Source organism: Vibrio variabilis (assembly GCF_003263785.1).
Lineage (GTDB): Bacteria > Pseudomonadota > Gammaproteobacteria > Enterobacterales > Vibrionaceae > Vibrio > Vibrio variabilis.
This window is the reverse complement of sequence record NZ_JYJK01000096.1, coordinates 48,172-74,654: the sequence shown is the minus strand read 5'-3', so window position 1 is coordinate 74,654 and position 26,483 is coordinate 48,172. Positions and strand designations below refer to the sequence as shown.

The window sequence follows — 26,483 nt, the reverse complement described above, 5'->3', positions numbered from 1 at the left end:
GTGGCGCGGTAAAGCTCAATGACCTCACCTTCTTGTATTTCCTTACTAATTTGTACCGAAACTTCCATATATCTCCTAGCTACATAACGCCTTGTTAAGTAGCAGCTAACGACCACGACACTCAAGCAAAGCCACCGTAATCACTAAACTCAATTCAAACCAAAATCGCCAAACGTTAGCTGTCTGCTTGAACAATTTGTTAGCTATTTTCTTGTGTACTTTTTAGCAAACTCTCTTAATACCTGACTATTATTCGCAGATTCTACGACTCCACACGCCGTACCATCAAAAGATACATCTGGGTTCGAATACACTGGTATTACATTTTGCTCATAAGACATCACTGTTCCACGCTGTGAACAAACAAAACCAAGTGAATAACTCTTTTTAGGTGGATAGTAATTCCCAAAGTAATCTTCCAAGTCAAATGTTTCATCAGCAGCTTTTAAAGTTCCCATATCATGTGAAGCACCACTCAAATGCCCAATTTCATGCTCCATAACATGATCTGGACAATTCAATGCAATTGTATACGTAAACGATGAGTTAGAACTGTAGCCACACCAATTTGACTCATGGCTGTCCAACCAATTAGAAAACACAATTGCAGTAAATATTGGCTCTCCTCGCTCATTTACTTCAGGCAACTCTCGTTTTAAATTTAACTTCAACAACGCTTCTGCTGCATTAACATCCTGAAACCAAGTAGAGTCCATAGCTGTAACATATTCTATGTGTGTTGCTTCCCTTACCATAGGAATACAAGAATTTTCCAAGGTTAAATTGGAATAAGCAACCCATGAATTAATTTTTGCACCAACAAATTCCTTAGAGTATTCGTCAAGAACTTGTTCATTTACGTAGAAATGTAACTCTGTTTTTAATGGATTTCTTGCTTCACATTCTGGCAACGAAAGCTGACCAGCTTTAGTCGCAAACGTTATTATGGCGAACATTATCAAACAGCTGAGAATTTTCATTATACCCCTTGGATAGCTAACATATATTAGCCCGCACCACGCGCCTATAACTCCCCCACGCTACCGCCCCTGCCTCAGAACAGTAAAACACCAATCTAACATGAACATCTAATGCAATCAGTAGGTTACGTTACGTCTTTATGTGATATCACTCACGATAAGCAACATTGTGCTTATATAGCTTCCAGCATACCCTAAAATCAAAGAAACTGTTTATTTATACATATCTTTATTTACTATGAAGTCACTTTACCTCTTACACATCTCGGAATACATGTACACCAGGCAGTACGCGAAGCGAACGATTGAAGCGTATTTATATTGGATTAAGCGATTCATCATTTTCCATGGTATGAAGCACCCAAGAGATATGGGTTCTGAGGAAGTCGAAGCTTACCTTACCTTTCTGGCGACAAAGTTAAACCTTGCTCCAAAGACACAGAAGCTCGCATTGAATGCTCTGCACTTCTTGTACAAAGAAATACAAAAAACACCTTTAGATAAGGAGCTGAAATTTAAGCGTTCAGTCCAAGAAACCAAACTGCCGGTAGTTTTAACTCAGCAAGAAGTATCACAGCTAATGAAGTGCACTAATCCTAATTTTTTACTACCGATGCAACTTATGTATGGTTCCGGATTACGCGTAATGGAATGTGTTCGATTAAGAATCAACGATGTCGATTTCGATTATGGCGCCTTACGTGTGTGGCAGGGGAAAGGAGCAAAGAATAGAGTGGTCACCTTAGCCAATGAGCTACGTAACCCACTAGAGGAACAAATTAATAGGGCTAGAAACTACTACCAAATGGACTATCGAACGCAGGCTACGCCGGCGTCTATCTGCCACATGCTTTAACAAGAAAATATCCCAATGCACATCTTGATTTCGGTTGGCACTACTTATTTCCTTCGGCCAAGTTAAGTCAGGATCCACGAAGTAACTTGCTTCGAAGGCAGCATGTACACCCTTCTACTTTGCAAAGAGCTGTCAGAGCTGCGGCTAAAAAGGCGAACTTGAGGAAAACCGTTACATGTCACACGCTGCGTCATTCCTTTGCAACGCACTTACTAGAAAGCGGTGCCGATATTCGCACGGTTCAGGAACAGCTCGGCCATACCGACGTGAAGACAACACAAATATACACGCACGTGTTAAACAGAGGGGCAAGCGGGGTGACCAGTCCCTTGTCTACTATTCTATAGACACAAAAAAGGAGAGCTTACGCTCCCCTTTTACATAGACCTAAACTGCTAATTAAAGAGCAGCTTTCGCTTTTTCAACTAGAACTGCGAATGCAGCTTTGTCGAATACCGCGATGTCAGCAAGGATCTTACGGTCGATCTCGATAGATGCTTTCTTAAGACCGTTGATGAAACGGCTGTAAGATAGACCATTTTGACGAGATGCCGCGTTGATACGTGCAATCCACAGTTGACGGAATTGACGTTTCTTGTTGCGACGGTCACGGTAAGCGTATTGACCAGCTTTAGTAACTGCTTGGAAAGCTACGCGGTAAACACGTGAACGTGCACCGTAGTAACCTTTAGCTTGTTTTAGAACTTTCTTATGACGTGCACGAGCTTGTACACCACGTTTTACGCGAGGCATTATGTCTCTCCTAAACTAAACGATTGATAAACTAAAAAGAATTAAGCGTATGGCATCATACGAACAACTGCAGCAACTTCACACTTAGGAAGAATTGCATTTGGACGTAGCTGACGCTTGTTCTTAGTAGTACGCTTAGTCAGAATGTGACGTTTTGTAGCGTGCTTAAATTTAATACCACCAGCAGTTTTCTTAAAACGCTTAGCAGCACCTTTGTTGGTTTTCATCTTAGGCATGATGAATAACTCCGCATTGTTGAGTTGTTAAACAATAGTAATTAGGGCGAACAAAACCCAGCCATTCGAGAACGGCTAGGTTTTCTTACTTGTAAAGCGTTAATTACTTCTTCTTAGGGGCCAATACCATGATCATTTGGCGGCCTTCGATCTTAGTCGGGAAAGACTCTACTACAGCTAAATCTACAGTATCTTCTTTCAGACGGTTAAGAACGTCGACACCAATGTCTTGGTGAGCCATTTCGCGGCCACGGAAGCGAATTGTTACCTTCACTTTGTTGCCGTCTTCTAGGAAACGCGTCAGGTTGCGTAGTTTTACCTGATAGTCTCCAATATCAGTTCCAGGGCGGAATTTTACTTCCTTAATCTGGATCTGCTTTTGCTTCTTCTTCTGCTCTTTCGCAGCTTTGCTCTTCTCGAAGAGGAACTTACCATAGTCCATCACACGACAAACTGGTGGCTCGGCGTTAGGCTGATCTCTACGAGATCCATACCAGCTTCTGCAGCTGCATCTAGTGCTTCTTGAATAGAAACAACACCAACAGATTCACCATCTGCACCTGTTAGACGAACTTCACGAACGCCACGAATTTCACCGTTTAAACGGTGCTGGTTTTGTTTGGCCGGTTGTTGGCCACGTCTTCCGCCTTTAATAGCTTATTCCTCCAGATTGAGCTTACGGCTTGAAACCTCGTCTTGGATGTATGAAATGAGGTCATCCACTTTAAATTTGCCGAGGTCTTTACCTTTGCGTGTACGTACTGCGATTTCGCCAGCTTCCATTTCTTGGTCGCCACAAACAAGCATGTACGGGATACGCTTCAAAGTATGTTCGCGGATTTTAAAGCCAATCTTCTCATTTCTCAAGTCCGCTTTGGCTCTAATTCCACTTTTTTGCAGTTTTTGTGTTACTTCTTGAACATAATCAGACTGTTTGTCCGTGATATTCATGATAACAGCCTGTTCTGGCGACAACCATGTTGGGAAGAAGCAGCGTATTCTTCGATAAGAATACCGATGAATCGCTCAAGAGAACCTAGGATTGCGCGGTGAATCATAACAGGAACTTGACGTTCGTTGTTTTCATCCACGTAAGTGGCTCCTAGACGACCCGGTAGGTTGAAGTCTAGCTGAACTGTACCACATTGCCATGCGCGATCTAGGCAGTCATATAGCGTGAACTCAATCTTAGGACCGTAGAATGCACCCTCGCCTTCTTGAATCTCGTATGGAATTTCCATTGCTTCAAGAGACTGTTTTAGTGCTTCTTCAGAGCGATCCCAGATTTCATCGCTACCAACACGCTTTTCAGGGCGAGTTGACAGTTTCACAACGATGTTGTCAAAACCGAACGTATTGTACGTATCGTAAACCATCTTGATGCAAGACGTGACTTCGTCTTGAATTTGGCTTTCAGTACAGAAGATGTGAGCATCATCCTGAGTAAAGCCGCGTACACGCATAATGCCGTGTAGTGCACCTGATGGTTCGTTACGGTGACATGAGCCGAACTCAGCCATACGTAGCGGTAGATCACGGTATGATTTTAGACCTTGGTTAAAGATCTGTACGTGACCTGGACAGTTCATTGGCTTAATGGCGTATTCACGGTTCTCAGAAGAGGTAGTGAACATCGCATCAGCGTACTTGTCCCAGTGACCAGAACGTTCCCATAGAACGCGATCCATCATGAGTGGACCTTTTACTTCTTGGTAATCGTATTCAGTCAGTTTTTCACGAATGAATACTTCTAGGTCACGGAATACAGACCAACCGTTGTGGTGCCAGAACACCATACCTGGTGCTTCTTGCTGCATGTGGAATAGATCCAGCTGCTTACCAATTTTACGATGGTCACGCTTTGCTGCTTCTTCTAGGCGAGTTAGGTGCGCCTTAAGAGCTTTCTTATCGTGGAACGCAGTGCCGTAGATACGTTGAAGCATCTTGTTGTCACTGTTGCCACGCCAATATGCGCCAGCAACGTTCAGCAGTTTAAAGTGCTGACAGAAGCTCATGTTTGGCACGTGAGGGCCACGACACATATCGATGTATTCTTCATGATGGTATAGGCCTGGACGGTCGTCTTTAGAAACGTTCTCGTCAAGGATTTCCATCTTGTAAGTTTCGCCGCGACTTTCGAATGTGTCGCGCGCTTCCTGCCAGCTAACCTTTTTCTTGATAACTTGATACTTGGTTTTTGCTAGCTCTTTCATGCGCTTTTCGATTTTTTCCACGTCTTCCATTGTTAGAGACTGGTCTAAATCAACGTCATAGTAGAAACCGCTGTCGATCGTTGGACCGATCGCCATTTTGACATCTGGATAAAGCTGCTTAATCGCGTGACCAAGCAAGTGAGCACATGAGTGACGAACGATCTCAAGACCATCTTCGTCTTTTACTGTGATGATTTCTAAGCTTGCGTCATTTTCAATCAGATCGCACGCATCAACGCGCTCACCATCTACACGACCAGCGATGGTTGCTTTCGCAAGACCAGGACCGATAGATAGAGCGACATCCATAGTGGATACTGGGTTATCAAATTGACGTTGGCTACCGTCAGGAAGAGTAATTACAGGCATATAAAGTCCTATTACAGTGGTCTTGCACACCAAGCAAGACATGCTTTATTGTCTGGCAATTGAGTTGGTCATAATTGCCGCGTTTTCATATGAATGGTTGCCTTTTTTGATGCAAATACGGATGCACCATCCAAAGCAAGCGGCCATTTTAACCAATGCGTACAAAATAACAATCGTAATTTCATAAACTATGGAAGCGAGCTAAGATGTTTGGTGAGCCTAAAGCTGGTGACGCCATTGCTTTCACTGACAGAAACGTCATCCATCAAAGCATTAAGAATGTAGAAGCCGCGGCCCGACGTAGCCCAGCTCAGCGGATCGTCTAGATCCAGCTCTTGAAGCGGCGCACTGAGCATTTCATTCATCACGTCAGAGTCTAACGATAAGCCTTCATGGTTGATCGTTACCTCTATTTGCTTAGCGGCGACACGGCAACCGACTTCAATCAGTTTGCCGTCTTTCTCTTGATACCCATGCTCGTAAACATTATTCGCCAGCTCAACCACACACAGCTCCAGATCATGTATAACAGGTGTTTGAATGTCCTGCTGCCCCCAAAATTCTCGGAGAGCAGCGGCAATCTCTCTTGACGCGTCAATCGATGATTCAAAGTTCCTAAGAAATCTAGTCATTGCTTTCCCCACTTCGACGCACAGCCAACAAACTGACATCATCGTCGAACTCTTGGCTCCCTATCATCGCTTTTACCCGCTCCATTACTAATGATGGTTTATCCTGCATCGCCGCTCCATGAGTAGAGGCAATCAAATTCTCTAACGTCTCTTCCCCAAGCATCTCATCATCCATCTGTGCTTCAGTGATGCCATCGGTATAGAACCAAACCTCATCACCCGGCTCTAAGACCAGAGAAATGGACTCATACGTGGCAAAGTCAAACATGCCAATCACAAACCCACTCTCTCCAATCCTTTCAATCGAGCCTGTCGACGCCGCTACTTTAATTAATGGCGGATGACCGGCAAACGCAACATCTAGTTCACCGGTTTTTCTGTCGAGCACCGCATACACCATAGTCGCATACAAGCCATGGTTATCATTGATGGTGTACGTTCTATTGAGAGATGCCAACACGTCACAGGCCTTTCTTATTTGACGTTTTCCTTGTCGATCCGTGTACATGGTCGCGCAATCGCCTTGTAAGGTATTTAAGGTATGGTGAATAGAGAAAGAAAGCAGTGCCGATGCAACGCCATGCCCAGAAACATCAAAAATATAGAAAGCGATATAACGGTCATCAAACTCAATACAGCCCAACATGTCACCGCCAATAGCCGCTGATGGTTGGTGAACATAAGCAAGTTCGATATCAGAAAACGATCTTTTAATAGGCAGCAGCTTACCAATCAAATCACTCGCAACCATGAGGTCGCTATTGATTTGTGCATAGGCCAAATTGAGGGCATTGTTTTTCTCAACCAGCTGATTATGTAAATCAAGCGTTCGAAACCCTGCTTTAATACGCGCATCAAGCTCATCTACTGGCGTATTTTTAGCTACGAAATCATCAGCTCCAGCGTTAATACCGAGCGTTATCGACTTATGATCGTCTTGAGAGGAAAGTAAGACAAAAAACAGATAACGATTGTAGTCGTTAGACTTCACTGACTGACAGAGCTCAACCCCGTCCATATTAGGCATCACCCAATCACTAAGCACAAATTGAATCTGCTCATGTTTTGCAAGCAGTGATAGCGCCTCAATACCATCACACGCCACCATAATCTCATAGCCACGTTTTTCGAGTAGTAAACGCAGCCTCGCACGCATGACAGCATCGTCTTCGACCAGCAGAATCGAATACTTTCGCAAAGAAGAGAGAGTACGGCTCGTTGAAATAACGCCACCTCAGTTTTAAAGGGCTGTTATTTCAAGAATAGTTGGCTCAAATAAAAAAACAACACCATAACTGAGTCATGATGTTGTTACTATCCAATATGTTAGCTAGGGCTAGAGCAGTGTTATGACTGCAGAGCCAGCAGATCTGGGCGCTTAGTGCACAGAGCAACGGTGCTGACTACGTTGAGCCCTTCTAGCTCACAAGCTTTAACGCATAAATCAATATTGCTATCACTAGCGACAACCACCACATTACGGCCAATTGAGCGCTCTAAAACTTGCTGTGCTGTTTCACAGTGTGATGCATTCACATCCATTGGTAGAGTACTTACCGCCGATTGACGAGACACACTCAAGTCGGCAATCGTGGCATCGCAGTACACATCCAAAAAAGAGTAAGACTCACAAAATTCACGCTTAATCGCCGCGAACATTTCCAGTTCGTGCAGTGAAGCTTGAGAGGAGAACACCACCACGCTATGAGCATTCATTGGCTCACCAACAACGGACACAGACGTAGGGAGAGAAAGCGCGTTGGTCATCATTGAAGTGCGAGATGCCTCCAATTGATCAGAAAAAGAAGAACCAACGAGAGAAGAACCGATTTGATACGTTTGCATAGCAACACCTATTTGTTGAGTGTGCCATCCATAGATTTATGTACATCCTTTGATGGGGAAATAATAACAAAATTATATGATTAAATCCTTTCTCATTAACGCCCAGCGTCACAACAACACATCGCTGGGCGTCAAATTTACTTACGTCAGCATGTAACTATAGCGCCCTCACATTAAACACATGCTCGACACCACTGATCGCCGATAACAACTCGTCAGTCGGCTGATTCTCGATATCCAAAATGGTATAGGCCACTTCGTCACGACTCTTGTTAAGCATATCCAACACGTTGATGTTGAGATCGGCCAATAGAGAAAGCACCGTACCCAGCACTTTAGGAACGTTGTCGTTAGCAAATGTAATCCTGTAGCCCTCGGCTCGCTCTAAGGTAATCTGGGGAAAGTTGACTGAGTTGGTAATGTTACCGTTCTCCAAAAAATCAATGAGCTGCATCACCCCCATCACAGCGCAGTTTTCTTCCGCTTCTGCCGTTGAGGCGCCGATATGCGGCATCAGAATGACGCCTTCTCGCCCAATCAAAGATGGCGTTGGAAAATCGGTCACATATTGCCCCACTTGACCGTTTTCAAGTGCCGTGATGACCGCATCAGTATCGACGATCTCTTTGCGAGCAAAATTCAGGAGCACTAGGCCAGGTTTGGCCGCAGCCAGTAACTCGCTGCTGACCAATCCGATAGTGGCAGGGAGCGCTGGAACATGTACGGTGACAAAGTCGCACTTGCTGATCAGTGATTGTAAGTTTTCAGCACGTTGAATACGGCTTGATAAACGCCACGCTGCTTCTACGCTCAACGCAGAGTCAAACCCAATCACTTCCATACCTAAATCAATCGCCGTATTCGCGACTGAGGCTCCTATTGCACCTAGGCCAATAACACCGAGCGTCTTACCTTTGATCTCAGAGCCAGAGAAACGCTTTTTCTCTTTTTCTAACAGCTTGTCCATCGCCGTAGCATCAGAAAGGTCGGTGAGAGATTGGGAGTACTGCATGCCGCCGCAAACATCACGCGCAGAAAGCAGCAAACCAGTGAGTACCAGCTCTTTCACGGCATTCGCATTGGCGCCGGGAGTGTTAAACACCACAATGCCATTTTCGGTGCAGGCCTGAATCGGGATGTTGTTCACCCCTGCCCCGCAGCGCGCGATGGCTTTAACACTGGGTGCAATCGGTTCATCATGCAGTTTTTGACTTCTCAATAGGATTGCATCTGGCGCACTAAACTCGCTTGATACTTCGTAACTATCACGAGAAAACTTATCCAATCCTTTATTGGCAATCGCGTTGTAGGTTTTTATTTGCTTCATTATTGGTTCCACTTTAAGTTGAAAATCCTTTTCTACCCATCAGTGCACTTTACTCGTCCCAATGCTGGCGTTTTTATGTTGTGCCAGAGACAACAAAGCACCTGATAAGCAGGTGCTTTGTTCTTTATTTAGTGACTTCTGCGTAAGCCCAATCCAACCAAGGCAGCAATGCTTCAATATCCGCAGCCTCGACCGTGGCACCCGCCATATCCTTAAGCCGGCTGGTGCATCACGATACGCACCAATGTCATACGCGACTTGCTCTTCATCAAGCAGCTTAATCAGCGCCTTCACCTGTTCCTCTGTTGCATCTAGTGTCAAACACACGCTTGTGTTTGAACGCTGATCTGGATTTTTCGCTAAGAACTGAATCCAATCTCGTGATTCAACAAAGTTAGTCAATACTGCAAGATTGGCCTGAGACTTCTCAATTGCCGCGTCTACACCACCGATACCATCGACCCAATCTAGCGCATCGATGTAATCCACAACACACAGCATAGAAGGCGTATTAATAGTGGCACCTTTGAAAATGCCTTCGATTAACTTGCCGCCTTTCGTCATGCGGAAGATCTTTGGTAATGGCCATGAAGGCGTGTAGCTCTCTAGGCGTTCTACTGCTTTTGGACTCAGTACAATCACACCGTGTCCGCCTTCTCCACCCAACACTTTCTGCCAGCTGTAAGTCACTACATCGAGTTTTTCCCAAGGCATTGGCATTGCAAACACCGCAGAGGTTGCATCACAAATCGTTAAACCTTCACGCTCATCACTAATCCAATCACCGTTGGGGACTTTTACACCAGACGTAGTTCCGTTCCAAGTAAACACAGCGTCATGGTTTGGATTAGCCAAAGACAAATCTGGCAACTCCCCGTAGTCGGCGAGATAACTGTTCACATTATCTAACTTAAGCTGCTTAGTGATATCGGTTAACCAACCAGAGCCAAATGACTCCCAGTGAAAAACATCGACTGGACGCGCACCTAGCATCGACCACATCACCATTTCCATCGCACCTGTGTCAGAGCCAGCAACAATACCAACGCGGTAGTCATCAGGAATGCCTAAAATTGCTTTGGTTTTTTCGATAGATTCAGCCAGTACCGCCTTACCTAAGGATGAACGGTGACTGCGACCCAGTGAAGCGGTATCTAAACTTGATAGCTGATAACCCGGGCGCTTGCTGCAAGGCCAGATGAGAAATTGGGATTAGCGGGTTTAATTTGCGGTTTCATTTGGCTTCCTGCCTGTAATTAATTGAATAACTATTCAACACCTTGTCTGAAAAACAGTCGAAACGCAAGCCCACAAAAGGGAAAACACGATGCTACTAATGGTTTTTTGGGCATAAAAAAAGCAGCACCCAAAGGCACTGCTTTCTACCATTTAGTTGAAAGTGATTGTTGACTAGCCGACAACACCCACAGCGGCCTGCATAATGATGCCGCAGATATAAGCGCCATACGTACCGAGCGCATAGCCTAATACAGCCATCAAGATACCCACTGGCGCCAATGACGGGTGGAAAGCAGCTGCAACCACAGGCGCTGATGCTGCACCACCGACGTTTGCTTGACTACCGACTGCCATAAAGAACAGCGGCGCTTTAATTAGCTTCGCAACGCCAATCATTAGCAGCGCGTGAATCGTCAGCCAAGTGATACCAATGAAGAAGTAACCTGGATTATCAAGAATCGCTGTCACATCCATTTGCATACCAATGGTTGCGACAAGAATATAGATGAATGCAGAGCCGATTTTTGATGCGCCAGCGTGCTCTAGAGTGCGCGCAGATTTAAACGTAGAAGCAATAAGTGCAAACGTAGTCACTAATACGATTAGCCAGAAGAAACCAGAAGTCAGACTGTACTTCTCAAGCTCTGGCGCATTGGTCGCAATCCAAGGCGCAATAATGTCTGCACCAAAGTGAGCCAAACCCGTTAGACCAAATGCGATAGCAACAACTTTCATCATATCTGTTGTCGTGATTGGACGAGAGTTCTCTTCCTCGTACTTCGCTACTGTCTCTTTAAGCTCATCAATGGATGTAGTGTCTGCTTTTAGCCACGCGTCCATCTTCTTCTGACGACCGGCCATAATCAGCAGGATTGCCATCCAAATGTTGGCACAGATAACGTCAACGGTGATCATTGCAGAGAACAACTGGTCACCCACACCAAATACTTCTTTCATCGCCGCTTGGTTAGCACCGCCACCAATCCATGAACCAGCGACGGTAGTTAGGCCGCGCCATACATCACCAGAAACAAGATCAGGGTTAATAAAATCGAGAATAACAATCGCTGCAGGGCCGCCGATGATAATACCAAGCGTGCCAGTCAGGAACATGATGACGGCTTTAGAACCTAGACCAAAAATCTTCTTCAGATCCGCAGAGACAATGAGCAGAACGAGTGCGCCAGGAAGAAGGTAGCGACTTGCAACGAAATACAAGTTAGACGCTGAGCCATCAATCAAACCAGTAGTATTGAGCAATGACGGTAGAAAGTAACACAGCAACAGGCCAGGGACGACGGAATAGAATTTTTTCCATAGCGGATTACTGCTGCTTTCAGTAATAAAAACAGCGCCTAAGATAACGGCTAGTAAACCCATAATGACAGCATCATTAGCGATCATGTCGATAAATCTCCTTAACTGATGTCTTCTTGAAACAATTAGACACATTTACGTAGTTGGCCGAGACTATACCGACAACGCTCGCCTGTCACAAATTTTAACAATCTTTACGCAATAAGCATGAATAGTTAACCAGTTATTACGCCAAGCAATACTTCACCCATAATGATAGTTTGTGAAAAACATTGTTCAAAAAAACGCCTTGATTAACTATTAATGTTTTCTTTCAGAGAGTTAGCATAAACAACTGTAATTTTAACACCTTGATAACCCGCAAAATCAACGACCACAAAACGATAATCAACCAAGTGCACCTAACTGCATCACTTTTGTTAAAGCGGTCAAATTATGTCCCCCAAACAATCACAATTGTTTGATCTAAATCACATGTCGCAGTCAGGTTTTGCCACTGTTAAGTCAAATTTTGCCCAATCCTACTGAGTGAATTCCCCCTCTCGCCCCTTCTAAACACAAAAACGCCAAAGATTAACTTTAAATACTGGATATTTACACAGTTACTACATATACTGTTTTTACATACAGTAATTCATGAGGTGTAGTTATGTTGCAAGAAAGACTAGAACGCATCAACGAGCTGCGTAAAAAAGCGATGGCCAATCCTGAATTCATGAAGTCCGCGCAAGCTCATGCCGAAGCACTGGAAACTCAATATCACCCAGCGCAGCCAAAACGTAGTAAAAAGCCCAAAACCTTATCCGATATTTACCAAGGCTACGATTTCGGCATTTAACTCAGCGTGTTACTCATCGCACTGGCTAAGATGAACCCATTGTGAATACTCGTTTCAAGGTGAGTTAATCTCAATAACCGCATACTGGCAACGTCAACTAAACAAAGATGTTCTAATTGAGGTTATTATGAAAAAAGTCATCATCACGACAGCACTTATCCTAACGTCTGGTTTTGCCGCAGCTAAGTCTATACCAGCTCAGGGCGGTTTTAACGGGCCGATTGTTAACGCACAAACAACCGTTGCACAAGCGCTAGAAGCAAAAGACGACGCTGCTATCCAGATCAAAGGCAATATTACTCACTCACTAGGCGATGAGAAGTATCAGTTTACTGATGGCAAAAACACGATAGTGATTGAAATCGACAACGATGATTGGCGTGGTGTGGACGTCACACCAAATGACACCGTTGTTATCACAGGCAGCGTCGATAAAGATGCGTTTGAAGACACTAAAATTGATGTAAAACGTATCGCTATCGCGGGCTAATCCCTAACATCATTTAACTGCCTTTACTGGGATGATTCGCGACCAAAATCATCCCAATTACGATTAATATCGCCCCACCGACCCGCTGGGGAGACAGTTCTATTTTGGGATAGCCTAACAATCCGTAATGATCATAGATAAGTGATGCTATCATTTGGCCACATACGATAGAAATCGCTAATGCCAACGCCCCTAGCTTAGGCGCCAGATAAATCGACATCGCGATATTAAACGCCCCAAAATCCTCCTAACCACGCCCACCAAGGAAGCGCTTTTAATGTTCCATTTGGAAACCAAGGCTTGCCTTCTAGCATAACTAGCGTACCCAATACCAATGTCCCAATCACAAATGAGATAAATGCGGCCTGAAGCGGCGACCCTAGACCGGTACGAAGCTGCGCGTTAACACCCGCTTGTGACGCTAACGTTGTACCTACCACCACACTGAGCAAAACAAGAATTGCACTAGTAAAATTTGCCACTGTTCGTTTCCTTATCGTCATACTCTTTCAAGCGTAGCACTTCATTCCCAACTATTTTCCTGTACAGTAGTACGAGCACATTTTGGAAACAGGGACAGAACATGAGCAAAAAGGTATTTGCAGTGATTGGTACAGGCGCGATCGGTGGTTACTATGGGGCGAGACTCCATCATGGCGGTCACGATGTTCACTTCCTTTTCAATAGCGACTACCAACATGTGTGTAATCAAGGGCTAAGAGTCGACTCTCACTACGGTGACTACTCCATCACGGCTAACGATATCAATGCTTACGACAAGTCCGCAGATATGCCAAAAGCCGATGTTATTCTCGTCGCACTAAAAACTACACAGAATCACCTACTCGAAGCACTTATTCGTCCTCTATTAAAGCCAGACACCTTAGTCATGTTGCTGCAAAATGGCATTGGCGCGGAGCAAGAAGTGGCCAAGACGTTCAACCTCCCTTACGTCGGTGGTGGCTTGTGCTTTATCTGTTCAAATAAAGTCGCACCAGGCATATCGACCACATCGATTATGGCCGAATTACCATCGGCGTTTATGGTGAAGATGGAATCGCATCGTTGGAGTCATTCGCTAAAGACCTCTCCAATAGCGGTTTAGAAGTGGACATCGACCCAAAGATCATCGATGCTCGATGGAAGAAGCTTCTTTGGAACGTTCCCTTTAATGGTTTATCGACCGTACTTGATTCAGACACCGCACAAATAATGGACTGCCCAGAACTCGTCAATCTATCCAAAGACATCATGATAGAAGTCCAGCAAGCTGCTCAAACCACCGATGCTGAAATCCCCACCTCACTCATCGACACCATGCTAGGCAATACCGCTAAAATGAAGCCGTACTTAACGAGTATGTTGTTAGACAGGCGCAATGGCCGTGAGCTTGAGCTGCAATATATGTACAAGAATGCAATTGAACTTGCCAACAAAGGAGGAGCCTCAATGCCAAAGACAACCGCGCTTTATCAGCAGCTATGTTTTATAAACAAACGTATCACAGACCCATTTGGACGATAGACGCAAACGGGTTCATTCACCACCCGATTAAAACTCGAAAGTGGCTTGAGGTTCTTAGTCGAACTACGTACCATACGGCCACTTTTTCATTACAGCGCGATCAACATGAAACGACTTGTCCTCTACGTTAAAGACAAATGCCCACATTGCAAAGATGCCCAACGCTACCTTGACAGCAAAGGCTATAAGTATCGTCTTACCAACGCAAAAATGCAGCGCGGCCGTAAAGAGCTCGACGCTATCGGCGCTCGTTCGTTACCTGTACTGAAAATTGGCGACCGCTATATGATTGGCTGGAACCCGAACAATTTTGAGAAAATGTATAACAGCAATTAACGCACGATTTCCTATACTGCCCCTATCTCAAAAAGCAACTCGCTAGTCACTAGGGGCATTGGATGTACCATTCTTTTCCAACGCGGTTTCTGACACGTCTCTTAGGCGCAATAACGATTGCCCTAACCAGCACTTTAGCAAGCGCTACGCTCCCCCTTGATGAAGCTCGAATTGCCAATCAACGGCTTTACATGTTGCAGTTCAATGAGGCCAATGATCCGTCGTTAGACTGTTTAGCGATTCAAATTGGCAATAAAACTCTGGTAACCCCAGCTCACTGCTTGGTTTCAAAATCAGACGCCACGCTCTACCCTTTAAGACATCTTCGACTTACGCCGTTATTTTCCCAAGATGAACGCTATACCTATGCTCATGTGGTGTCTGTCACCACCGATCATCACAAGTTGGCACAAGTTACGACTGAACAAGATTGGGCAATTTTGGAGGTCAACACCGAACTAGGCTGCCACCAGCAGCTGCATTCACTATTGGCAATACCTGAGCAAGGCTGGCGGTCGGAGCCTGTTCAACTGGCTGTTTGGGATAAGGCTCGCGATGCTCTGTCGGTAGAAACCTGTCTACTAGATTCCAATGAAAAGAAACAGCTCACCTTGAGCAACTGCGACGAAATGAGTGAGCTCATCGCAGGCACGCCTGTTATCAGCCAAATAGGTACAACAAACACCTTGGTTGGCTTGGTTACCGGCAGTAGCAAACACAATGGTAGTACGTCTTATCAAGTAACACCGATTGAGGCGGCACTGCGCCGGTTAGAGGCTAGTCAGCTCTGTACTGCATCTGCTTTTTAATGAAATCGATAAAGCTTCTATCCGCCCGAGACAAATACCCATCTTTACGCCACGCTAACGCCAAATCAACAAACACGGGCGGTTCAAATGAGATGCCTTTCACTTCTGGCTCATGTTCCGTCACCAATTCAAGGAGGGCAGTGATAGCGTATTCATGTTTCACAATAGAAAGGATCATGGGCAACAAATTCGTTTCGAATGAGAACTTGGCCTCTATCTGCCTACGTTTGCGCTCTTCATCAATAAAATCTCGATGAAAATATCCCGGCTTAAACATCACCAGCTCTTCATCAAAAAACTCATCAAAATCCAATGATTCTCGGCTAGCAAAATGATGATGTTGGCTAACGACAGCCACCATTTCAGAGCGGAAAATCTGATCCACTTCGAGATCATTAGGAACGTCTTTGTTTCTAATGACACCGAGATCGATCTCACCACTTAACAGCATCCGACGAATGTCTTGAGTGCCCGCCTCAACCACCGTCATTTTGAGGTGGGGATAAGCACTCTTAAACGCCATCACGATTTCCGGGAAAAAGTACGAACCCATCATGCTAGGCGTCCCTAGGCGCACTTCTCCTTTTAGCAGACCTTTCATTTCGTCCACAGCAAGCTTGGCATCCTCTATTTGCTGCAACACCTTGCGAGCGTGGGGCTCAAGTGCTCGCCCTTCTTGCGTAAGACGCACTTGTTTATCGATTCGAGTGAATAGTTGGATACCAAGCTGCTGCTCGAATTTACGGATAGAAATGCTCAACGCAGGCTGCGCAATCATTACGGCTTGCGCGGCTCGGGTAAAATTTTGGTGGTCGACCACCGCAAGAAAGTGGGTGAGCTGCTTAACATCCATTATTAATAAAATATATTCAAACCATATTTTTAATATATTTCATTAATCAAAATAGCAATGCTAGTTTGATCACATAGTTAACCATTTTTGTAGTAAGGCTTTACCGTGATTGAATTGCACTCTCCTCAATATCGACGTATTACCCTCGCGCTCGCGTTGGGCTCGTTTTTGGTGTTTTGCAATCTTTATGTGTTTCAGCCGATCTTGCCTCAGTTAAGTCGCCACTTCGAGGTGTCTGAAACGGAAATCAACTGGGTATTTGCTGCCTCGACTCTCGCACTATCTCTATGTTTGGTTCCTTGGGCAATCACGTCAGAAAGTGTTGGCCGCCGTGCTGTGATGATTGGTGGCTTGATATCGCTTCCTGTCATCGGCTATACGATGATGTTAACCGACAGCTTAACCGCCATTGTCTTATTGAGAGCGGCGATGGGCGTTGGGCTAGCGGCATTTGCCTCTGTTGCCGTCGCTATATGGTAGAAGAACTGTCTCCCGATGCGTTCACTAAAGCAATTGGCGGCTATATTGCTGCAAATTCTTTAGGTGGCATTGCTGGGCGTGTCGCAGGTGGGGTGTTGACCGACTATTTTGACTGGAAAACGGCGGTGTTTGTTATCGCCACTTTTACATTGATTTCCGCTTTGCTGGTCATCGCGATGCTACCTAAACAGCAGCACTTTAAACCTGCTCGAGGGCTGTTCTACCATCACAACCGCAGTTTGGTCACACACATCTCAAACCCAACGGTATGGGTGGCGATGCTCATTGGCGGCATTAACTTCGCGCTGTTCGTGAACCTCTACTCAGTGATGGGATTTCGCTTGGTCGAAGCTCCGCACAACCTACCCATTGCGCTTAGCTCACTTATATTCCTATGCTATTTGGCGGGCACACTGTCATCCAAACTCAGTGCCAATTGGCGCAAAAGATATCCACCGATTCCGGGCATGGTATTTGGAACCTTATTGAGCCTACTGGGTATGCTGGTCGCCTTATTTGAATCCATCCCTATGATGCTACTCGGACTACTACTTATCAGTGGCGGCGCATTCTTCACGCATACCCTAGCCTATGCATGGGTAAGCCAAAAAGCGACACAAGCAAAAGCGACTGCCACTGCTCTCTATCTGGTGCACTACTACATTGGCGGTAGTCTAGGTGGGTTTTTCTTACTCTATTGTTGGCAGGTAGGTCGATGGCCGGGTGTTGTTGAAGGTGGCGCATTACTTTATGCCGCGTTATTTGGACTTTGCTACAAGCTTTATCATATCGACCAGCGTAGCGCGCATGCCGATAAGCCCATTAATCACCCCTTCTAGTCAGTGAAGTAAGGGCTAAACAGTAACATTAACGTTCGCTATCGCCGCCATAGCAGCATATAATTGCCATTGTGTTAAATGTGGTAAATGTTATGTCGTTACGTGAAGAAGTAGTAAAGATCGAACAACAAGTTCAGCAATGGCTCAAGGATGTGGTCATTGGTTTAAACCTATGTCCATTCGCAGCCAAGCCAGAGCGCAATAAGCAGATTAAGACCTTTGTTAGCCTTGCTGACAAAGAAGAAGGCCTACTTGAAGATATTCTCAGTGAGCTCATGCTGCTTGAACAAACCGATGCGAAAGATCTTGAAACCACACTCGTGGTTGTTCCTAAGATGCTGCATGACTTTGTGGACTACAACTTCTTCATTGACTGGGTCGAAGCTCTCATTAAGCAAAATGACTGGGAAGGCATTTATCAGGTAGCGACCTTCCATCCAAACTATTGCTTCGGCGGCGCGGAGCCTGAAGATCCGGAAAATCTGACCAATCGCTCTCCCTACCCAATATTTCACCTTATCCGTGAAGAGAGCATGGAGCGTGTTCTTAAGCACTACCCCGATCCAGAAGCCATTCCGGACAACAACATTGCGAGAGTCAGTGAACTTGATGAGCATGAGAGAAAGCGCTTGTTCCCGTACCTTTTCTCTTAAGTCATCCACTGTATAACGGGGTAACAGCAATAGATCGGCTCAATATTAGGTTGCGATAATGTAGATACTCAATAGCACGTGGCGCTGCTAAGGTATCGACATTCACCTATTGAGAGCATCACTATGAAATCTTGGTTCAAATTTATCCCGCTTTGCCTTTTGGTCGGCTATGTCGTTATTTATGATGTCATCGATCAGTACGACCACAGTCAAGCGGCTGAACAGCAAGTTGTCGCTTCACAAACAGTCGCTACGCAAGCAAGTCCTGAGTAACCACCCACAGAGCAAACAACAAACCCACTATTTGCTCTGCACTCTACGCCGTTATTCCCAAGAGCCTCCCTACACCCAAGCAAAAACAGCTTAAGTGTGGGGATTTGATGAAATTCTTACATTCCTTTACTTCCACAATTATGCCCTGATTGATAACCTTGATGAATAAAAAACACCAAGAAATAAGAAGACGCAATGAGTCTGGCGCTCACAATATTTACTAACGTTGGCAAAACGGGTGTCGAGCTAGCAAATTATCAGGCACCCTCTGCAACACACGCAGTCGAAATTTGGGATAAGATACCCAGTGCTTCAGAAGTAACCCTACACTACTTAGTGATTATGGAAGGTCGCAATCATATCGACAGTAAGTTTATCGATACTCGTTACGTTGGACAGCTGCTTGAGATGTGGGGACAGTTTGATACGTTTTATCATCAGTTCCAAGAAAACTAGTTCCAAGAACTCTAAACGGTTAAAAGGCCACCCCGAAAGGTGGCGTTTAAATACGACGACTCGGGACCCTAATCCGAAACGACGTTTTCCAAAAAGTACGTGTACTCTTTGAAACTGTTGGCATGATGACACAAACGCTTAGGTCATCACCCAAAATTGATGATTTGGCGATATCAACAATTCAGTCAACCAATTGAATTGTGTAAGAATGCTACCTTTATTCCCGCCTAAAAACAATATCAGAGTAAAAGAGTGAGCGTCAGTCGATATTCGCGTCTCAAGAAAATGACCATCGGTGTAGCGCATGAACCTCTGCTCTGATAGGATCTCATCACCAATTATCAAGCAGCAAAATCGATGAAACTAACCAAACTTACCCAACCGATCTTTGATCACCTATACCGCGATATCACCGAGTTCCGTACTACGTTTGATCTGCCAGTCAATGATGCTAGCTCACTAGATGATGCAGCAGACACGCTACATAGCTCACTGGCTATCGAGGAAATGACAGAACTTGCTGAAGCGGACTCGAAAGTTGAACAAGCGGACGCAATCATCGATTCAGTGTATGTTTTGATGGGTCGTTTGGTTCATCTTGGCGACAGCAAAGTAGAAGACAACGTTGCGATCAGCTACCTGATTGAACTGCTTCTGCACGTTGCAGCAAACCGCGACATCGACTTCATCAAATGCTGGGATGAAATTCACTCCAGCAACATGAGTAAAGTGTGCCGCAACGAAAAAGAGTACCAAGAAACCGAAGCGCACTACGCTGAGCAAGGCATCAAGCTGATGGCTGTGACTAAGGGCGAATACATTATCGCTAAATGCGCAGAAGACTTCGTTTCAGAAGCGAAGACTATCCGTAAAGGTAAAGTGCTAAAGTCGGTCTACTACCGCCCTGCGGACTTATCACCGCTTGTATAAAACCTTTTAAAAAAACGGCCTCATCAGAGGCCTTTTTTCATCGTATCGATTTTCCAATCACTTAAATTTTAGCTTCATTCATTGAAGATCAATAACGGCTTGCCGTTCACTTCTATCTTGCTGACCGAGGTTTGATACACGGACTCAATATTCTCCGGCGTCAATACTTCATCGCCCGTCCCGACGGCTTCAACGACACCATTGTTGAGCATCACCACATGATCCGCACGTCTTAGCGTGGTATTTAAATCATGGTTTGCTACCACGACTGAAAGCCCTTGCGACGTCACTAGCTCAATCAACTGATTGAGGTATTTCTCTTGCCCAACATCCAGTGGCGCCGCCGGCTCATCAAGAATCAAGACTTTAGAATGAGGGTTCAATGGGCGCCAGATCTGCAAGCAACATGCAGCGAGTCTGACTCGCTGCCACTCACCACCCGATAAATGATGCACCGTTCTCGACAGCATGGTATCGAGCTTCAAAAGAGCGGTGATATCAGAGATTGCATCGTTCAGGGTTGCTTCACCATTCTTTCCTCTGGAGCCATTCTCATCATTGGGAATGGATAGCGAGAGATACTGATACACAGGCATGTTAAACGCAGGACGCGAAGCCTGTGGCAAATAAGCGCGTATCGTCGCCATATCAGGGAGAGACATGCCAGCTAAGTCCATGCCTGCAATGTCCACCTGACCTTCATAATTCAGCACTCCAGCTATGGCAGCAAGCAACGTACTCTTACCACTGCCATTTGGACCGATGACATGGGTAAGCTGCCCTTCTGGAAATGAAAGGCTAGCGGGCAAAAGTCGAGTACCAATGGCGAGGTTATGAACTTGAATCATGGTTTCTTAACAGCATCCAAATAAACACTGGAGCACCGATTGTCGTCGTCATGACGCCAACGGGCAACTCTGCGGAGTCTAGCACCGTTCTCGCCAAGATATCGGAGACCACTAACAAAGCCGCCCCGGTCAGCGCTGACAACGGCAACAAGTATCGATTCTCTGTACCAAACGCCAAGCGCAATAGATGGGCACAACCAAACCGACAAAACTGATAACGCCACCGAGTGCGACAGAGCCTCCGACCAACAGCGAGACCGCGAGTATTAGCTGCCAGCGAATTCGGAGTACATCGATACCGAGTTGCTTAGCGTGGATTTCCCCAACCATCAGCTTATCGAGCGTTGTGCCCTTGCTGCACAGCCAAATAGCCACTGGAATCATGGCAATGGTGAGTGTGTGCTGATACCAACTGACACCACCAACGCTACCCATGAGCCAATACATGAGCTGGCGAATGCTCAAATCATCACTAAAATAAAACGCCCACGTCACCACAGCGCCGGACAAAATACCTAATGCCACCCCGACTAACAGTAAGCGAGTCGTAGTCAGTCGCAGCGTTTTTGCCATCGAGACTAAAATAAGTGTAAAGCCAAGCGCCCCGAGCACGCCGGCGAGCATAAATCCTAATGGCGTCGCAGCAGCAGGGAAAGCAAACAGTATCAGCACCATGCCTAAACTGGCACCACCGGAAATACCGAGCACGCCCGGCTCGGCCAGTACATTGCCCAATAAAACTTGAAGCGAAGCACCAGACAGCGCCAGCGCAGCACCAATCGCAGCTGCGGCAAATAGCCTAGGCATACGCAGATCATAAAGAAGACGGGACTCTAGCGCAGATTGCGGAGAAAAAGGATTGATGAATACTTCGCCAACAGAGAGGTGAAGTAGCGCGCAAGTAAATAAGACGCCTGACATCACTATCATTAGGATGTGCCAGCGTCTTTGGTTTTGATTCAGTAACTGATTGAATTCCATTAGAGGAGCATAACAGTCGCGCTCAAGAACGCCACTGATTTTCTATTAATCGTAGACCAGTTGGTCATCCTCATAGCGAGTTGCCACTTTAACCACCATGAGAGCCGCTCTTTGCCCTATCACTACTTTACGATTTGGGAATACGATGGCTTCATGATCGTTTTTCGCCATCAACGGCTTATCACCATCATGACCGAACACTTCTCCGTGTTTAAACTCAGTGAAGTTCTCAACATCATCGTCAAACAAGAAGTCGAAGTCCTCATGGTGACGAACAACAGTGCGAGAAACGCGATAGATGATCGGCGTTTTTGCCAAGTGTTCAGGTTTCTCAGCAGCCAGCAAGTCTCGGGTGGCTAAATCAAAGGCTAGCAGCTTGGTCAGATCGTTCTCGCCAATGCGAGCCACGCGACCTAGTTCCATTGTCAGCGCCTGTGCACCGTAGTTCTCAGCGGAGAACCAACTGAAGGTACTAGACGGAGCATTAGACAGCAGCACAGCGTCCATATGGGCGCTAGATACATAGTCAAACAAGGCTTTGCTGCGCACGGCATGGCGCGTCTTAGGGCTCACCACAAAAGAATAGTGCTTGGACTCACGGATAGCACAGTGCAGATCAAGGTGCCAACGACGCTCAACGGCCGTATCTTGATAGAAGTCGTTCACAAGCTTTTTAAGGTGCTTGGCTATCGCGACTTCGCGGTTCACAGAGCCCTCTTTATTACCGAAAAGACGGTTCAGATTCTCATCGATAAAACGCGTGTGACGGTTAGTCGCTTCTGGGTGTGCGATGATAAACAAACAGCGCGCCTTGAGCTTTAAAAAACCTGATTCAATATCGTCAACGATTTTATCAACCAACTCCATTGGCGCAGTCTCATCACCGTGGACCCCACAGGAAATGATGATGTGCTCACTCTCCTCGTCAAGTTCGCGAGGTGTGACTTCCAAGACACCACGATAGCGGTGATCGAGCTTTATTCCGTCGTCGGTAGTTTTTGATATTTCGGTGAATTCAGTTTCGGTTTCTAAAGTATCTTTTAGAAATGACTGGCGAAAAAACGATTTCGTCATGCGCTGCTCCCTATCTAACAGCGGTATGGTAATGAAACAAGAGAGAAAATTATACGAATATGATCGCGTTTATCGAAGTAAGTCGCGTTACTTGGGGAGAAAAACTCCAAACTGTTCAAAAAACAGACCACTTAAAGCCAGTTTGCCCCTCCAGCAGTAAAACCATAATACTGGTGAGGGCAAAGCAGTGCTATCGACCAATTTCGTTGAGAAGTGCTTCAAACTCATCAACCTTCATAGATAAGCTTTGCATGCCTTGTTCCCAAAACTCCGCTTGCGTAAGATCTTTGTTCATGTGTTTGAACACCACATCTTCCGCAAGATGCGAACCCGTATCTCGAAGTAGCGCCACGTAATCAGGATAGAAAGACGCTCCTTTTTGCTCACGCTGGGCATACACTCCCTGACTAAACAAGTAGCCAAATAAGTACGGATAATTGTAGAAGCTCAGTTCAGAGATGCTAAAGTGCAGTTTACTCGCCCAGAAATAAGGGTCTGTACCCTCCATTGAGTCACCGTACCATTCTGCCCATGTTGTCGACATCAACTCACATAGCTGGTCTGCATCAAGCTCACTCTCTTGACGCGCTTGATAGAACGCTTTTTCAAACTCAAAACGAACCGGAATATTGATGGTGAGTGCGTAAGCGGACGACAGCTCTTCCCACAACATCTCCAGCTTTTCTTCACTGGTTTTTGCTTGTTCCAATAAATAATCGCGCACGATATTTTCAGCAAAGATAGACGCAGTTTCTGCAAGTGTCATTGGATAGCTAGTGCGACATAGCGGCAGATCACGCATCACCCAATTGTGGAATGCATGGCCAAGTTCGTGAGCGAGCGTCAATAGGTCAGAGCGGCTACCGCCCCAAGTCATGAATACAAGAGGTGTACGAGTCGCAGCTAGTTGCGTGCAGTAAGCGCCAAGGCGACGGTTTTCTGATGGCTCAGCATCTATCCAACCGTTATCGACCATCGTTTGTACAAACGCAGCCATCTCTGGGTTCACTTGCTCAAAGGCAGATTTGATCACTTCAATGCCTTCTGCAAACTCGTATACTTTGGCTTCCCCGTTGCCTAATGGCGGCATAGCAGCGAGATGGTTCCATGGCGTCATACTTGGCAGGCCATGGACTTTCGCCATCAGCTTACCGGCTTTTTGCCCAATAGCACGATGGCTTTTTGCCACCGACATCATGGCTTCTAGAGTCTCACGTTGAATGCGATTCGCTCTGAGACTTGGGTCGAGAAAGTGCTCTTCGCTGTTATGAGAGCGCTTTTTCCCCTCATTATGACGCCAGCCGGCAAGCGCATTCACGATGGCTGCAAAAGAAGTGTCGTTCGCCTTCATTGCCGCTTGAATCCCTTTCCAAGCCGCCTCTTGCTTTGCAAACTCACCGCCATATAAAAGGCTTGCTGCCGCTGAGAAACCCAGTGTTTCAGTGCCCTGCTCAGTTTCAATCGTGATGCTTAATGAACCAGTAATGTTGTCATAGAGACGTCCCCACGCATCGCGACCATCAACCTGCATCGCTGACAGCAACTGCTCTTCAGCAATGCTGAGTTGAGTCTGTGCTTTGCGCTGGAGGAGCTCGATTTGAAAACCTTGTCCCGCTACCGAGGGGTTGTCGTGTTCGAGGACTTGCTGAATAAAAGCGACGTCGGCAAAGGCCAAAACATTTTCATAAGGACTGAATGCTTGTTCCAGCTCCGAGCTCAATTGAGACAAACGACCAATTAGCTGTTTAGCTTGCGTGTTTTGGGCATTGGTCGAGGCATGGCAGTTGGCCAGTGTGCTTACCGTATTGAGCAAGGTGCTTGCCGCTTCCATGGTCTGAATCGCGTTTTGCATCGCAACCACGTGCTGACGTTCTTCTTGATGATGAGTCAGTAATGAAATCGAGCGTTGAATCAGCTCAATGTCTTGTTCAACCTTGGGGTCATTTAATCCTTGATAGGCAATCGACAAATCCCAAACCGCGTTTTTCATAAGCTTTCCCTAGTAGATCGTTATGTGACTGTGCATATAGCAATACATATACGAACTAATATGGAGACAGATACACCAATTATCAATGCTTAATAATTTTCAATCAGTTAGGAACGTCGTGTGGCGTGAGACAGGGTGGCCTAAGATTCAATCTATCAAGGTAAAAGAAGATATCGGCTGCCCAATCACCTTAACGCTTATCATCGAAGGATAGCGCGAATCAAACTGCAGCTGTGTCACGGTCGCATTACCGATCGCAAGCGCCGCATAAAGCTTCGGATTGCGCCAATCGAGGTCGAGGACATTCGCTAGAATTTGGCGAATGACCCCGCCGTGACAAAAAAGAAGGGTATGTTGATGGGTTTGAAGGAGCCGATGCCAAGCCCTGCTCACTCTCAGGTGAAAATCTTCAAGCGTTTCTGCATTGGGTAACTGGCACGTAACAGGCGTTGTCCAGAACGGCTCTAGCGTTTGCCACTCTTCTTTTGACATACGGTCAAAAGGTACACCATCGAAATCACCGAAATTCATTTCAGCGAATGCGGGTTCAATGTTAAGTTCAATACCAGATTGTTCACTAAAAGGCTCTGCAAGGCTCATGCATCGGGACAGTGGCGAACTGACCACCCGGTTTATATCAAGGGACTCACTCAATAAAGCTTGGAGCGCCTGACTATTATGTTCAGCCTTAATACCGACATCAGTATGGCCATAAAGGGCAGCGGCACCATCGACTTTCGCATGGCGCATTAAAAACACGTTCACTTTCATTGAGCAGCTCCCTTTAGCACCAGAGGTAATCCAGCCGCCACCAGAGTCACCTGCTGCGCGATCGCAGCGACGCGCTGATTCATTCTTCCTGCATTATCGACAAACAAACGTGACACTTCGCCCAACGGCACCACACCAAGGCCAACTTCGTTGGATACCAGTATAATGTGGGCTTCACAACGTTCTAGGCTTTCGACTAACGATGCAATGGCACGCTCAATCTCTTGCTCTACATCACCGCCGCTCTGCTGTGCATAGTAAATGACATTGTTGAGCCACAAGGTTAAGCATTCAACCAAGACGACATCATAATTAGAAAACGTCATCAGTTCGGCCGACAACTTTAGGGGAACTTCCCACTCTGTCCAGCCGTCACCGCGCTGCTGCTGATGATGAGCGATGCGTCGCTGCATTTCCTCATCCAGTGGCTCTGAAGTAGCTAAATAATGTTTGGTCATAACACACTGGTCACGATCACCCGATTCACATAATGAGAGAACTCTTTGCTCAGCAAAGCGCGACTTACCAGAACGGGCACCGCCCAAGACTAACTCCACCGTCATCGCTATCT

At 45.9% G+C, this 26,483-nt stretch carries 26 protein-coding genes and 6 pseudogenes; 12 read left to right on the top strand and 20 right to left on the bottom strand.

Features of this window, described 5'->3' with window-relative positions; translation table 11 throughout:
* Window positions 1-203: 203 nt before the first annotated feature.
* Complete coding sequence (locus tag TZ48_RS18310) at window positions 204-980, bottom strand: hypothetical protein (protein WP_239670955.1); 777 nt, start codon at window positions 978-980, stop codon at window positions 204-206.
* Between the two features lie 238 nt (window positions 981-1,218).
* Between TZ48_RS18310 and TZ48_RS25395 the strand changes: the two are divergent.
* Window positions 1,219-2,183 (top strand): annotated as a pseudogene (locus tag TZ48_RS25395) (integron integrase).
* A gap of 52 nt (window positions 2,184-2,235) precedes the next feature.
* Here TZ48_RS25395 and rplT read toward each other — a convergent pair.
* The 11 genes and pseudogenes from rplT to TZ48_RS18250 all read right to left on the bottom strand — a co-directional run bounded on the left by rplT (window position 2,236) and on the right by TZ48_RS18250 (window position 11,854).
* Complete coding sequence (gene rplT / locus TZ48_RS18295; protein WP_004401084.1) at window positions 2,236-2,589, bottom strand: 50S ribosomal protein L20; 354 nt, start codon at window positions 2,587-2,589, stop codon at window positions 2,236-2,238.
* A 41-nt stretch (window positions 2,590-2,630) separates the two neighbouring features.
* Complete coding sequence (rpmI, locus tag TZ48_RS18290; RefSeq protein WP_019275792.1) at window positions 2,631-2,825, bottom strand: 50S ribosomal protein L35; 195 nt, start codon at window positions 2,823-2,825, stop codon at window positions 2,631-2,633.
* 103 nt (window positions 2,826-2,928) lie between these two features.
* Window positions 2,929-3,267, bottom strand: coding sequence for a translation initiation factor IF-3 (infC, locus tag TZ48_RS18285; protein ID WP_042499736.1), 339 nt, complete (start codon window positions 3,265-3,267; stop codon window positions 2,929-2,931).
* Between the two features lie 9 nt (window positions 3,268-3,276).
* Window positions 3,277-3,416 (bottom strand): annotated as a pseudogene (locus TZ48_RS26640) (translation initiation factor IF-3); the annotation flags it as partial.
* Window positions 3,417-3,482: 66 nt separating this feature from the next.
* Window positions 3,483-5,407 (bottom strand): annotated as a pseudogene (gene thrS / locus TZ48_RS18280) (threonine--tRNA ligase).
* A gap of 188 nt (window positions 5,408-5,595) precedes the next feature.
* Window positions 5,596-6,039 (bottom strand): ATP-binding protein, encoded by a 444-nt coding sequence (locus TZ48_RS18275; RefSeq protein ID WP_162674645.1) that lies wholly within the window; start codon window positions 6,037-6,039, stop codon window positions 5,596-5,598.
* The gene (locus TZ48_RS18270; RefSeq protein WP_275426462.1) at window positions 6,032-7,237 is read right to left on the bottom strand and encodes a PP2C family protein-serine/threonine phosphatase; all 1,206 of its coding nucleotides are present in this window, start codon (window positions 7,235-7,237) and stop codon (window positions 6,032-6,034) included. The genes TZ48_RS18275 and TZ48_RS18270 overlap by 8 nt, the downstream gene beginning before the upstream one ends.
* A gap of 149 nt (window positions 7,238-7,386) precedes the next feature.
* The gene (locus TZ48_RS18265) at window positions 7,387-7,884 is read right to left on the bottom strand and encodes a hypothetical protein (RefSeq protein WP_112480190.1); all 498 of its coding nucleotides are present in this window, start codon (window positions 7,882-7,884) and stop codon (window positions 7,387-7,389) included.
* A 157-nt stretch (window positions 7,885-8,041) separates the two neighbouring features.
* Complete coding sequence (locus TZ48_RS18260; protein ID WP_112480189.1) at window positions 8,042-9,211, bottom strand: phosphoglycerate dehydrogenase; 1,170 nt, start codon at window positions 9,209-9,211, stop codon at window positions 8,042-8,044.
* Window positions 9,212-9,250: 39 nt separating this feature from the next.
* Complete coding sequence (locus TZ48_RS18255; RefSeq protein ID WP_338062285.1) at window positions 9,251-10,411, bottom strand: phosphoserine transaminase; 1,161 nt, start codon at window positions 10,409-10,411, stop codon at window positions 9,251-9,253.
* Between the two features lie 210 nt (window positions 10,412-10,621).
* On the bottom strand, window positions 10,622-11,854 hold the full coding sequence (locus tag TZ48_RS18250; protein WP_042499726.1) for a DUF819 family protein: 1,233 nt from the start codon (window positions 11,852-11,854) through the stop codon (window positions 10,622-10,624).
* Window positions 11,855-12,416: 562 nt separating this feature from the next.
* Between TZ48_RS18250 and TZ48_RS18245 the strand changes: the two genes are divergently transcribed.
* Window positions 12,417-12,605, top strand: coding sequence for a hypothetical protein (locus TZ48_RS18245; protein WP_112461177.1), 189 nt, complete (start codon window positions 12,417-12,419; stop codon window positions 12,603-12,605).
* 127 nt (window positions 12,606-12,732) lie between these two features.
* Window positions 12,733-13,095, top strand: a complete 363-nt coding sequence (locus TZ48_RS18240) for a YgiW/YdeI family stress tolerance OB fold protein (RefSeq protein ID WP_112480188.1) — start codon at window positions 12,733-12,735, stop codon at window positions 13,093-13,095.
* A 13-nt stretch (window positions 13,096-13,108) separates the two neighbouring features.
* On the opposite strand, the pseudogene TZ48_RS18235 reads toward TZ48_RS18240, so the two are convergent.
* Window positions 13,109-13,598, bottom strand: a pseudogene (locus TZ48_RS18235) (DMT family transporter).
* An 80-nt stretch (window positions 13,599-13,678) separates the two neighbouring features.
* On the opposite strand from TZ48_RS18235, the gene TZ48_RS18230 reads away from it, so the two are divergent.
* The 4 genes from TZ48_RS18230 to TZ48_RS18215 all read left to right on the top strand — a co-directional run bounded on the left by TZ48_RS18230 (window position 13,679) and on the right by TZ48_RS18215 (window position 15,764).
* The gene (locus TZ48_RS18230) at window positions 13,679-14,200 is read left to right on the top strand and encodes a 2-dehydropantoate 2-reductase N-terminal domain-containing protein (RefSeq protein WP_112480187.1); all 522 of its coding nucleotides are present in this window, start codon (window positions 13,679-13,681) and stop codon (window positions 14,198-14,200) included.
* Complete coding sequence (locus TZ48_RS18225; RefSeq protein WP_162674644.1) at window positions 14,161-14,619, top strand: ketopantoate reductase C-terminal domain-containing protein; 459 nt, start codon at window positions 14,161-14,163, stop codon at window positions 14,617-14,619. Before TZ48_RS18230 ends, TZ48_RS18225 begins: the two co-directional genes overlap by 40 nt.
* A 105-nt stretch (window positions 14,620-14,724) precedes the next feature.
* On the top strand, window positions 14,725-14,955 hold the full coding sequence (locus TZ48_RS18220; RefSeq protein ID WP_112461130.1) for a glutaredoxin family protein: 231 nt from the start codon (window positions 14,725-14,727) through the stop codon (window positions 14,953-14,955).
* 62 nt (window positions 14,956-15,017) lie between these two features.
* Window positions 15,018-15,764, top strand: coding sequence for a hypothetical protein (locus tag TZ48_RS18215; protein ID WP_112480185.1), 747 nt, complete (start codon window positions 15,018-15,020; stop codon window positions 15,762-15,764).
* Here TZ48_RS18215 and TZ48_RS18210 read toward each other — a convergent pair.
* The gene (locus tag TZ48_RS18210; RefSeq protein WP_112480184.1) at window positions 15,733-16,617 is read right to left on the bottom strand and encodes a LysR family transcriptional regulator; all 885 of its coding nucleotides are present in this window, start codon (window positions 16,615-16,617) and stop codon (window positions 15,733-15,735) included. The two genes, TZ48_RS18215 and TZ48_RS18210, sit on opposite strands and share 32 nt — an antisense overlap.
* A 105-nt stretch (window positions 16,618-16,722) precedes the next feature.
* Here TZ48_RS18210 and TZ48_RS18205 point away from each other — a divergent pair.
* The 5 genes and pseudogenes from TZ48_RS18205 (at window position 16,723) to TZ48_RS18190 (ending at window position 20,248) form a co-directional block, all read left to right on the top strand.
* Window positions 16,723-17,936, top strand: a pseudogene (locus TZ48_RS18205) (MFS transporter).
* Between the two features lie 92 nt (window positions 17,937-18,028).
* On the top strand, window positions 18,029-18,589 hold the full coding sequence (locus tag TZ48_RS18200; RefSeq protein ID WP_042499681.1) for a DUF1415 domain-containing protein: 561 nt from the start codon (window positions 18,029-18,031) through the stop codon (window positions 18,587-18,589).
* 123 nt (window positions 18,590-18,712) lie between these two features.
* The gene (locus tag TZ48_RS25390; protein WP_239670954.1) at window positions 18,713-18,862 is read left to right on the top strand and encodes a hypothetical protein; all 150 of its coding nucleotides are present in this window, start codon (window positions 18,713-18,715) and stop codon (window positions 18,860-18,862) included.
* A gap of 195 nt (window positions 18,863-19,057) precedes the next feature.
* Window positions 19,058-19,318 (top strand): hypothetical protein, encoded by a 261-nt coding sequence (locus TZ48_RS18195; RefSeq protein WP_112480183.1) that lies wholly within the window; start codon window positions 19,058-19,060, stop codon window positions 19,316-19,318.
* 357 nt (window positions 19,319-19,675) lie between these two features.
* A complete protein-coding gene (locus TZ48_RS18190) occupies window positions 19,676-20,248 on the top strand; it encodes a nucleoside triphosphate pyrophosphohydrolase family protein (protein ID WP_042499678.1) in 573 nt (190 codons plus the stop codon).
* 74 nt (window positions 20,249-20,322) lie between these two features.
* On the opposite strand, the gene btuD is transcribed toward TZ48_RS18190, so the two are convergent.
* From btuD to cobU, 6 genes and pseudogenes are all read right to left on the bottom strand, one after another.
* The gene (gene btuD, locus TZ48_RS18185) at window positions 20,323-21,096 is read right to left on the bottom strand and encodes a vitamin B12 ABC transporter ATP-binding protein BtuD (RefSeq protein ID WP_112480182.1); all 774 of its coding nucleotides are present in this window, start codon (window positions 21,094-21,096) and stop codon (window positions 20,323-20,325) included.
* A pseudogene (gene btuC / locus TZ48_RS18180) lies at window positions 21,080-22,077 on the bottom strand (vitamin B12 ABC transporter permease BtuC). The gene btuD and the pseudogene btuC overlap by 17 nt, the downstream one beginning before the upstream one ends.
* Before the next feature lie 45 nt (window positions 22,078-22,122).
* Window positions 22,123-23,151, bottom strand: coding sequence for a succinylglutamate desuccinylase (locus TZ48_RS18175; RefSeq protein ID WP_112480181.1), 1,029 nt, complete (start codon window positions 23,149-23,151; stop codon window positions 22,123-22,125).
* 190 nt (window positions 23,152-23,341) lie between these two features.
* Entirely contained in the window at window positions 23,342-25,141 is a 1,800-nt protein-coding gene (locus TZ48_RS18170) for a M3 family oligoendopeptidase (RefSeq protein ID WP_112480180.1), read from the bottom strand.
* Window positions 25,142-25,288: 147 nt separating this feature from the next.
* The gene (locus tag TZ48_RS18165; protein WP_112480179.1) at window positions 25,289-25,912 is read right to left on the bottom strand and encodes a histidine phosphatase family protein; all 624 of its coding nucleotides are present in this window, start codon (window positions 25,910-25,912) and stop codon (window positions 25,289-25,291) included.
* Window positions 25,909-26,475, bottom strand: coding sequence for a bifunctional adenosylcobinamide kinase/adenosylcobinamide-phosphate guanylyltransferase (gene cobU, locus TZ48_RS18160; RefSeq protein WP_112480178.1), 567 nt, complete (start codon window positions 26,473-26,475; stop codon window positions 25,909-25,911). Before cobU ends, TZ48_RS18165 begins: the two co-directional genes overlap by 4 nt.
* Window positions 26,476-26,483: the final 8 nt, after the last annotated feature.

Bases quoted from the DNA above. Each gene is read 5' to 3' on its own strand.
- TZ48_RS18310 (WP_239670955.1), bottom strand. From the start codon at position 980: ATGAAAATTCTCAGCTGTTTGATAATGTTCGCCATAATAACGTTTGCG.
- rplT (WP_004401084.1), bottom strand. From the start codon at position 2,589: ATGCCTCGCGTAAAACGTGGTGTACAAGCTCGTGCACGTCATAAGAAA.
- rpmI (WP_019275792.1), bottom strand. From the start codon at position 2,825: ATGCCTAAGATGAAAACCAACAAAGGTGCTGCTAAGCGTTTTAAGAAA.
- infC (WP_042499736.1), bottom strand. From the start codon at position 3,267: ATGGACTATGGTAAGTTCCTCTTCGAGAAGAGCAAAGCTGCGAAAGAG.
- TZ48_RS18275 (WP_162674645.1), bottom strand. From the start codon at position 6,039: ATGACTAGATTTCTTAGGAACTTTGAATCATCGATTGACGCGTCAAGA.
- TZ48_RS18265 (WP_112480190.1), bottom strand. From the start codon at position 7,884: ATGCAAACGTATCAAATCGGTTCTTCTCTCGTTGGTTCTTCTTTTTCT.
- TZ48_RS18260 (WP_112480189.1), bottom strand. From the start codon at position 9,211: ATGAAGCAAATAAAAACCTACAACGCGATTGCCAATAAAGGATTGGAT.
- TZ48_RS18250 (WP_042499726.1), bottom strand. From the start codon at position 11,854: ATGATCGCTAATGATGCTGTCATTATGGGTTTACTAGCCGTTATCTTA.
- TZ48_RS18245 (WP_112461177.1), top strand. From the start codon at position 12,417: ATGTTGCAAGAAAGACTAGAACGCATCAACGAGCTGCGTAAAAAAGCG.
- TZ48_RS18240 (WP_112480188.1), top strand. From the start codon at position 12,733: ATGAAAAAAGTCATCATCACGACAGCACTTATCCTAACGTCTGGTTTT.
- TZ48_RS18230 (WP_112480187.1), top strand. From the start codon at position 13,679: ATGAGCAAAAAGGTATTTGCAGTGATTGGTACAGGCGCGATCGGTGGT.
- TZ48_RS18220 (WP_112461130.1), top strand. From the start codon at position 14,725: ATGAAACGACTTGTCCTCTACGTTAAAGACAAATGCCCACATTGCAAA.
- TZ48_RS18215 (WP_112480185.1), top strand. From the start codon at position 15,018: ATGTACCATTCTTTTCCAACGCGGTTTCTGACACGTCTCTTAGGCGCA.
- TZ48_RS18210 (WP_112480184.1), bottom strand. From the start codon at position 16,617: ATGGATGTTAAGCAGCTCACCCACTTTCTTGCGGTGGTCGACCACCAA.
- TZ48_RS18200 (WP_042499681.1), top strand. From the start codon at position 18,029: ATGTCGTTACGTGAAGAAGTAGTAAAGATCGAACAACAAGTTCAGCAA.
- TZ48_RS25390 (WP_239670954.1), top strand. From the start codon at position 18,713: ATGAAATCTTGGTTCAAATTTATCCCGCTTTGCCTTTTGGTCGGCTAT.
- TZ48_RS18195 (WP_112480183.1), top strand. From the start codon at position 19,058: ATGAGTCTGGCGCTCACAATATTTACTAACGTTGGCAAAACGGGTGTC.
- TZ48_RS18190 (WP_042499678.1), top strand. From the start codon at position 19,676: ATGAAACTAACCAAACTTACCCAACCGATCTTTGATCACCTATACCGC.
- btuD (WP_112480182.1), bottom strand. From the start codon at position 21,096: ATGATTCAAGTTCATAACCTCGCCATTGGTACTCGACTTTTGCCCGCT.
- TZ48_RS18175 (WP_112480181.1), bottom strand. From the start codon at position 23,151: ATGACGAAATCGTTTTTTCGCCAGTCATTTCTAAAAGATACTTTAGAA.
- TZ48_RS18170 (WP_112480180.1), bottom strand. From the start codon at position 25,141: ATGAAAAACGCGGTTTGGGATTTGTCGATTGCCTATCAAGGATTAAAT.
- TZ48_RS18165 (WP_112480179.1), bottom strand. From the start codon at position 25,912: ATGAAAGTGAACGTGTTTTTAATGCGCCATGCGAAAGTCGATGGTGCC.
- cobU (WP_112480178.1), bottom strand. From the start codon at position 26,475: ATGACGGTGGAGTTAGTCTTGGGCGGTGCCCGTTCTGGTAAGTCGCGC.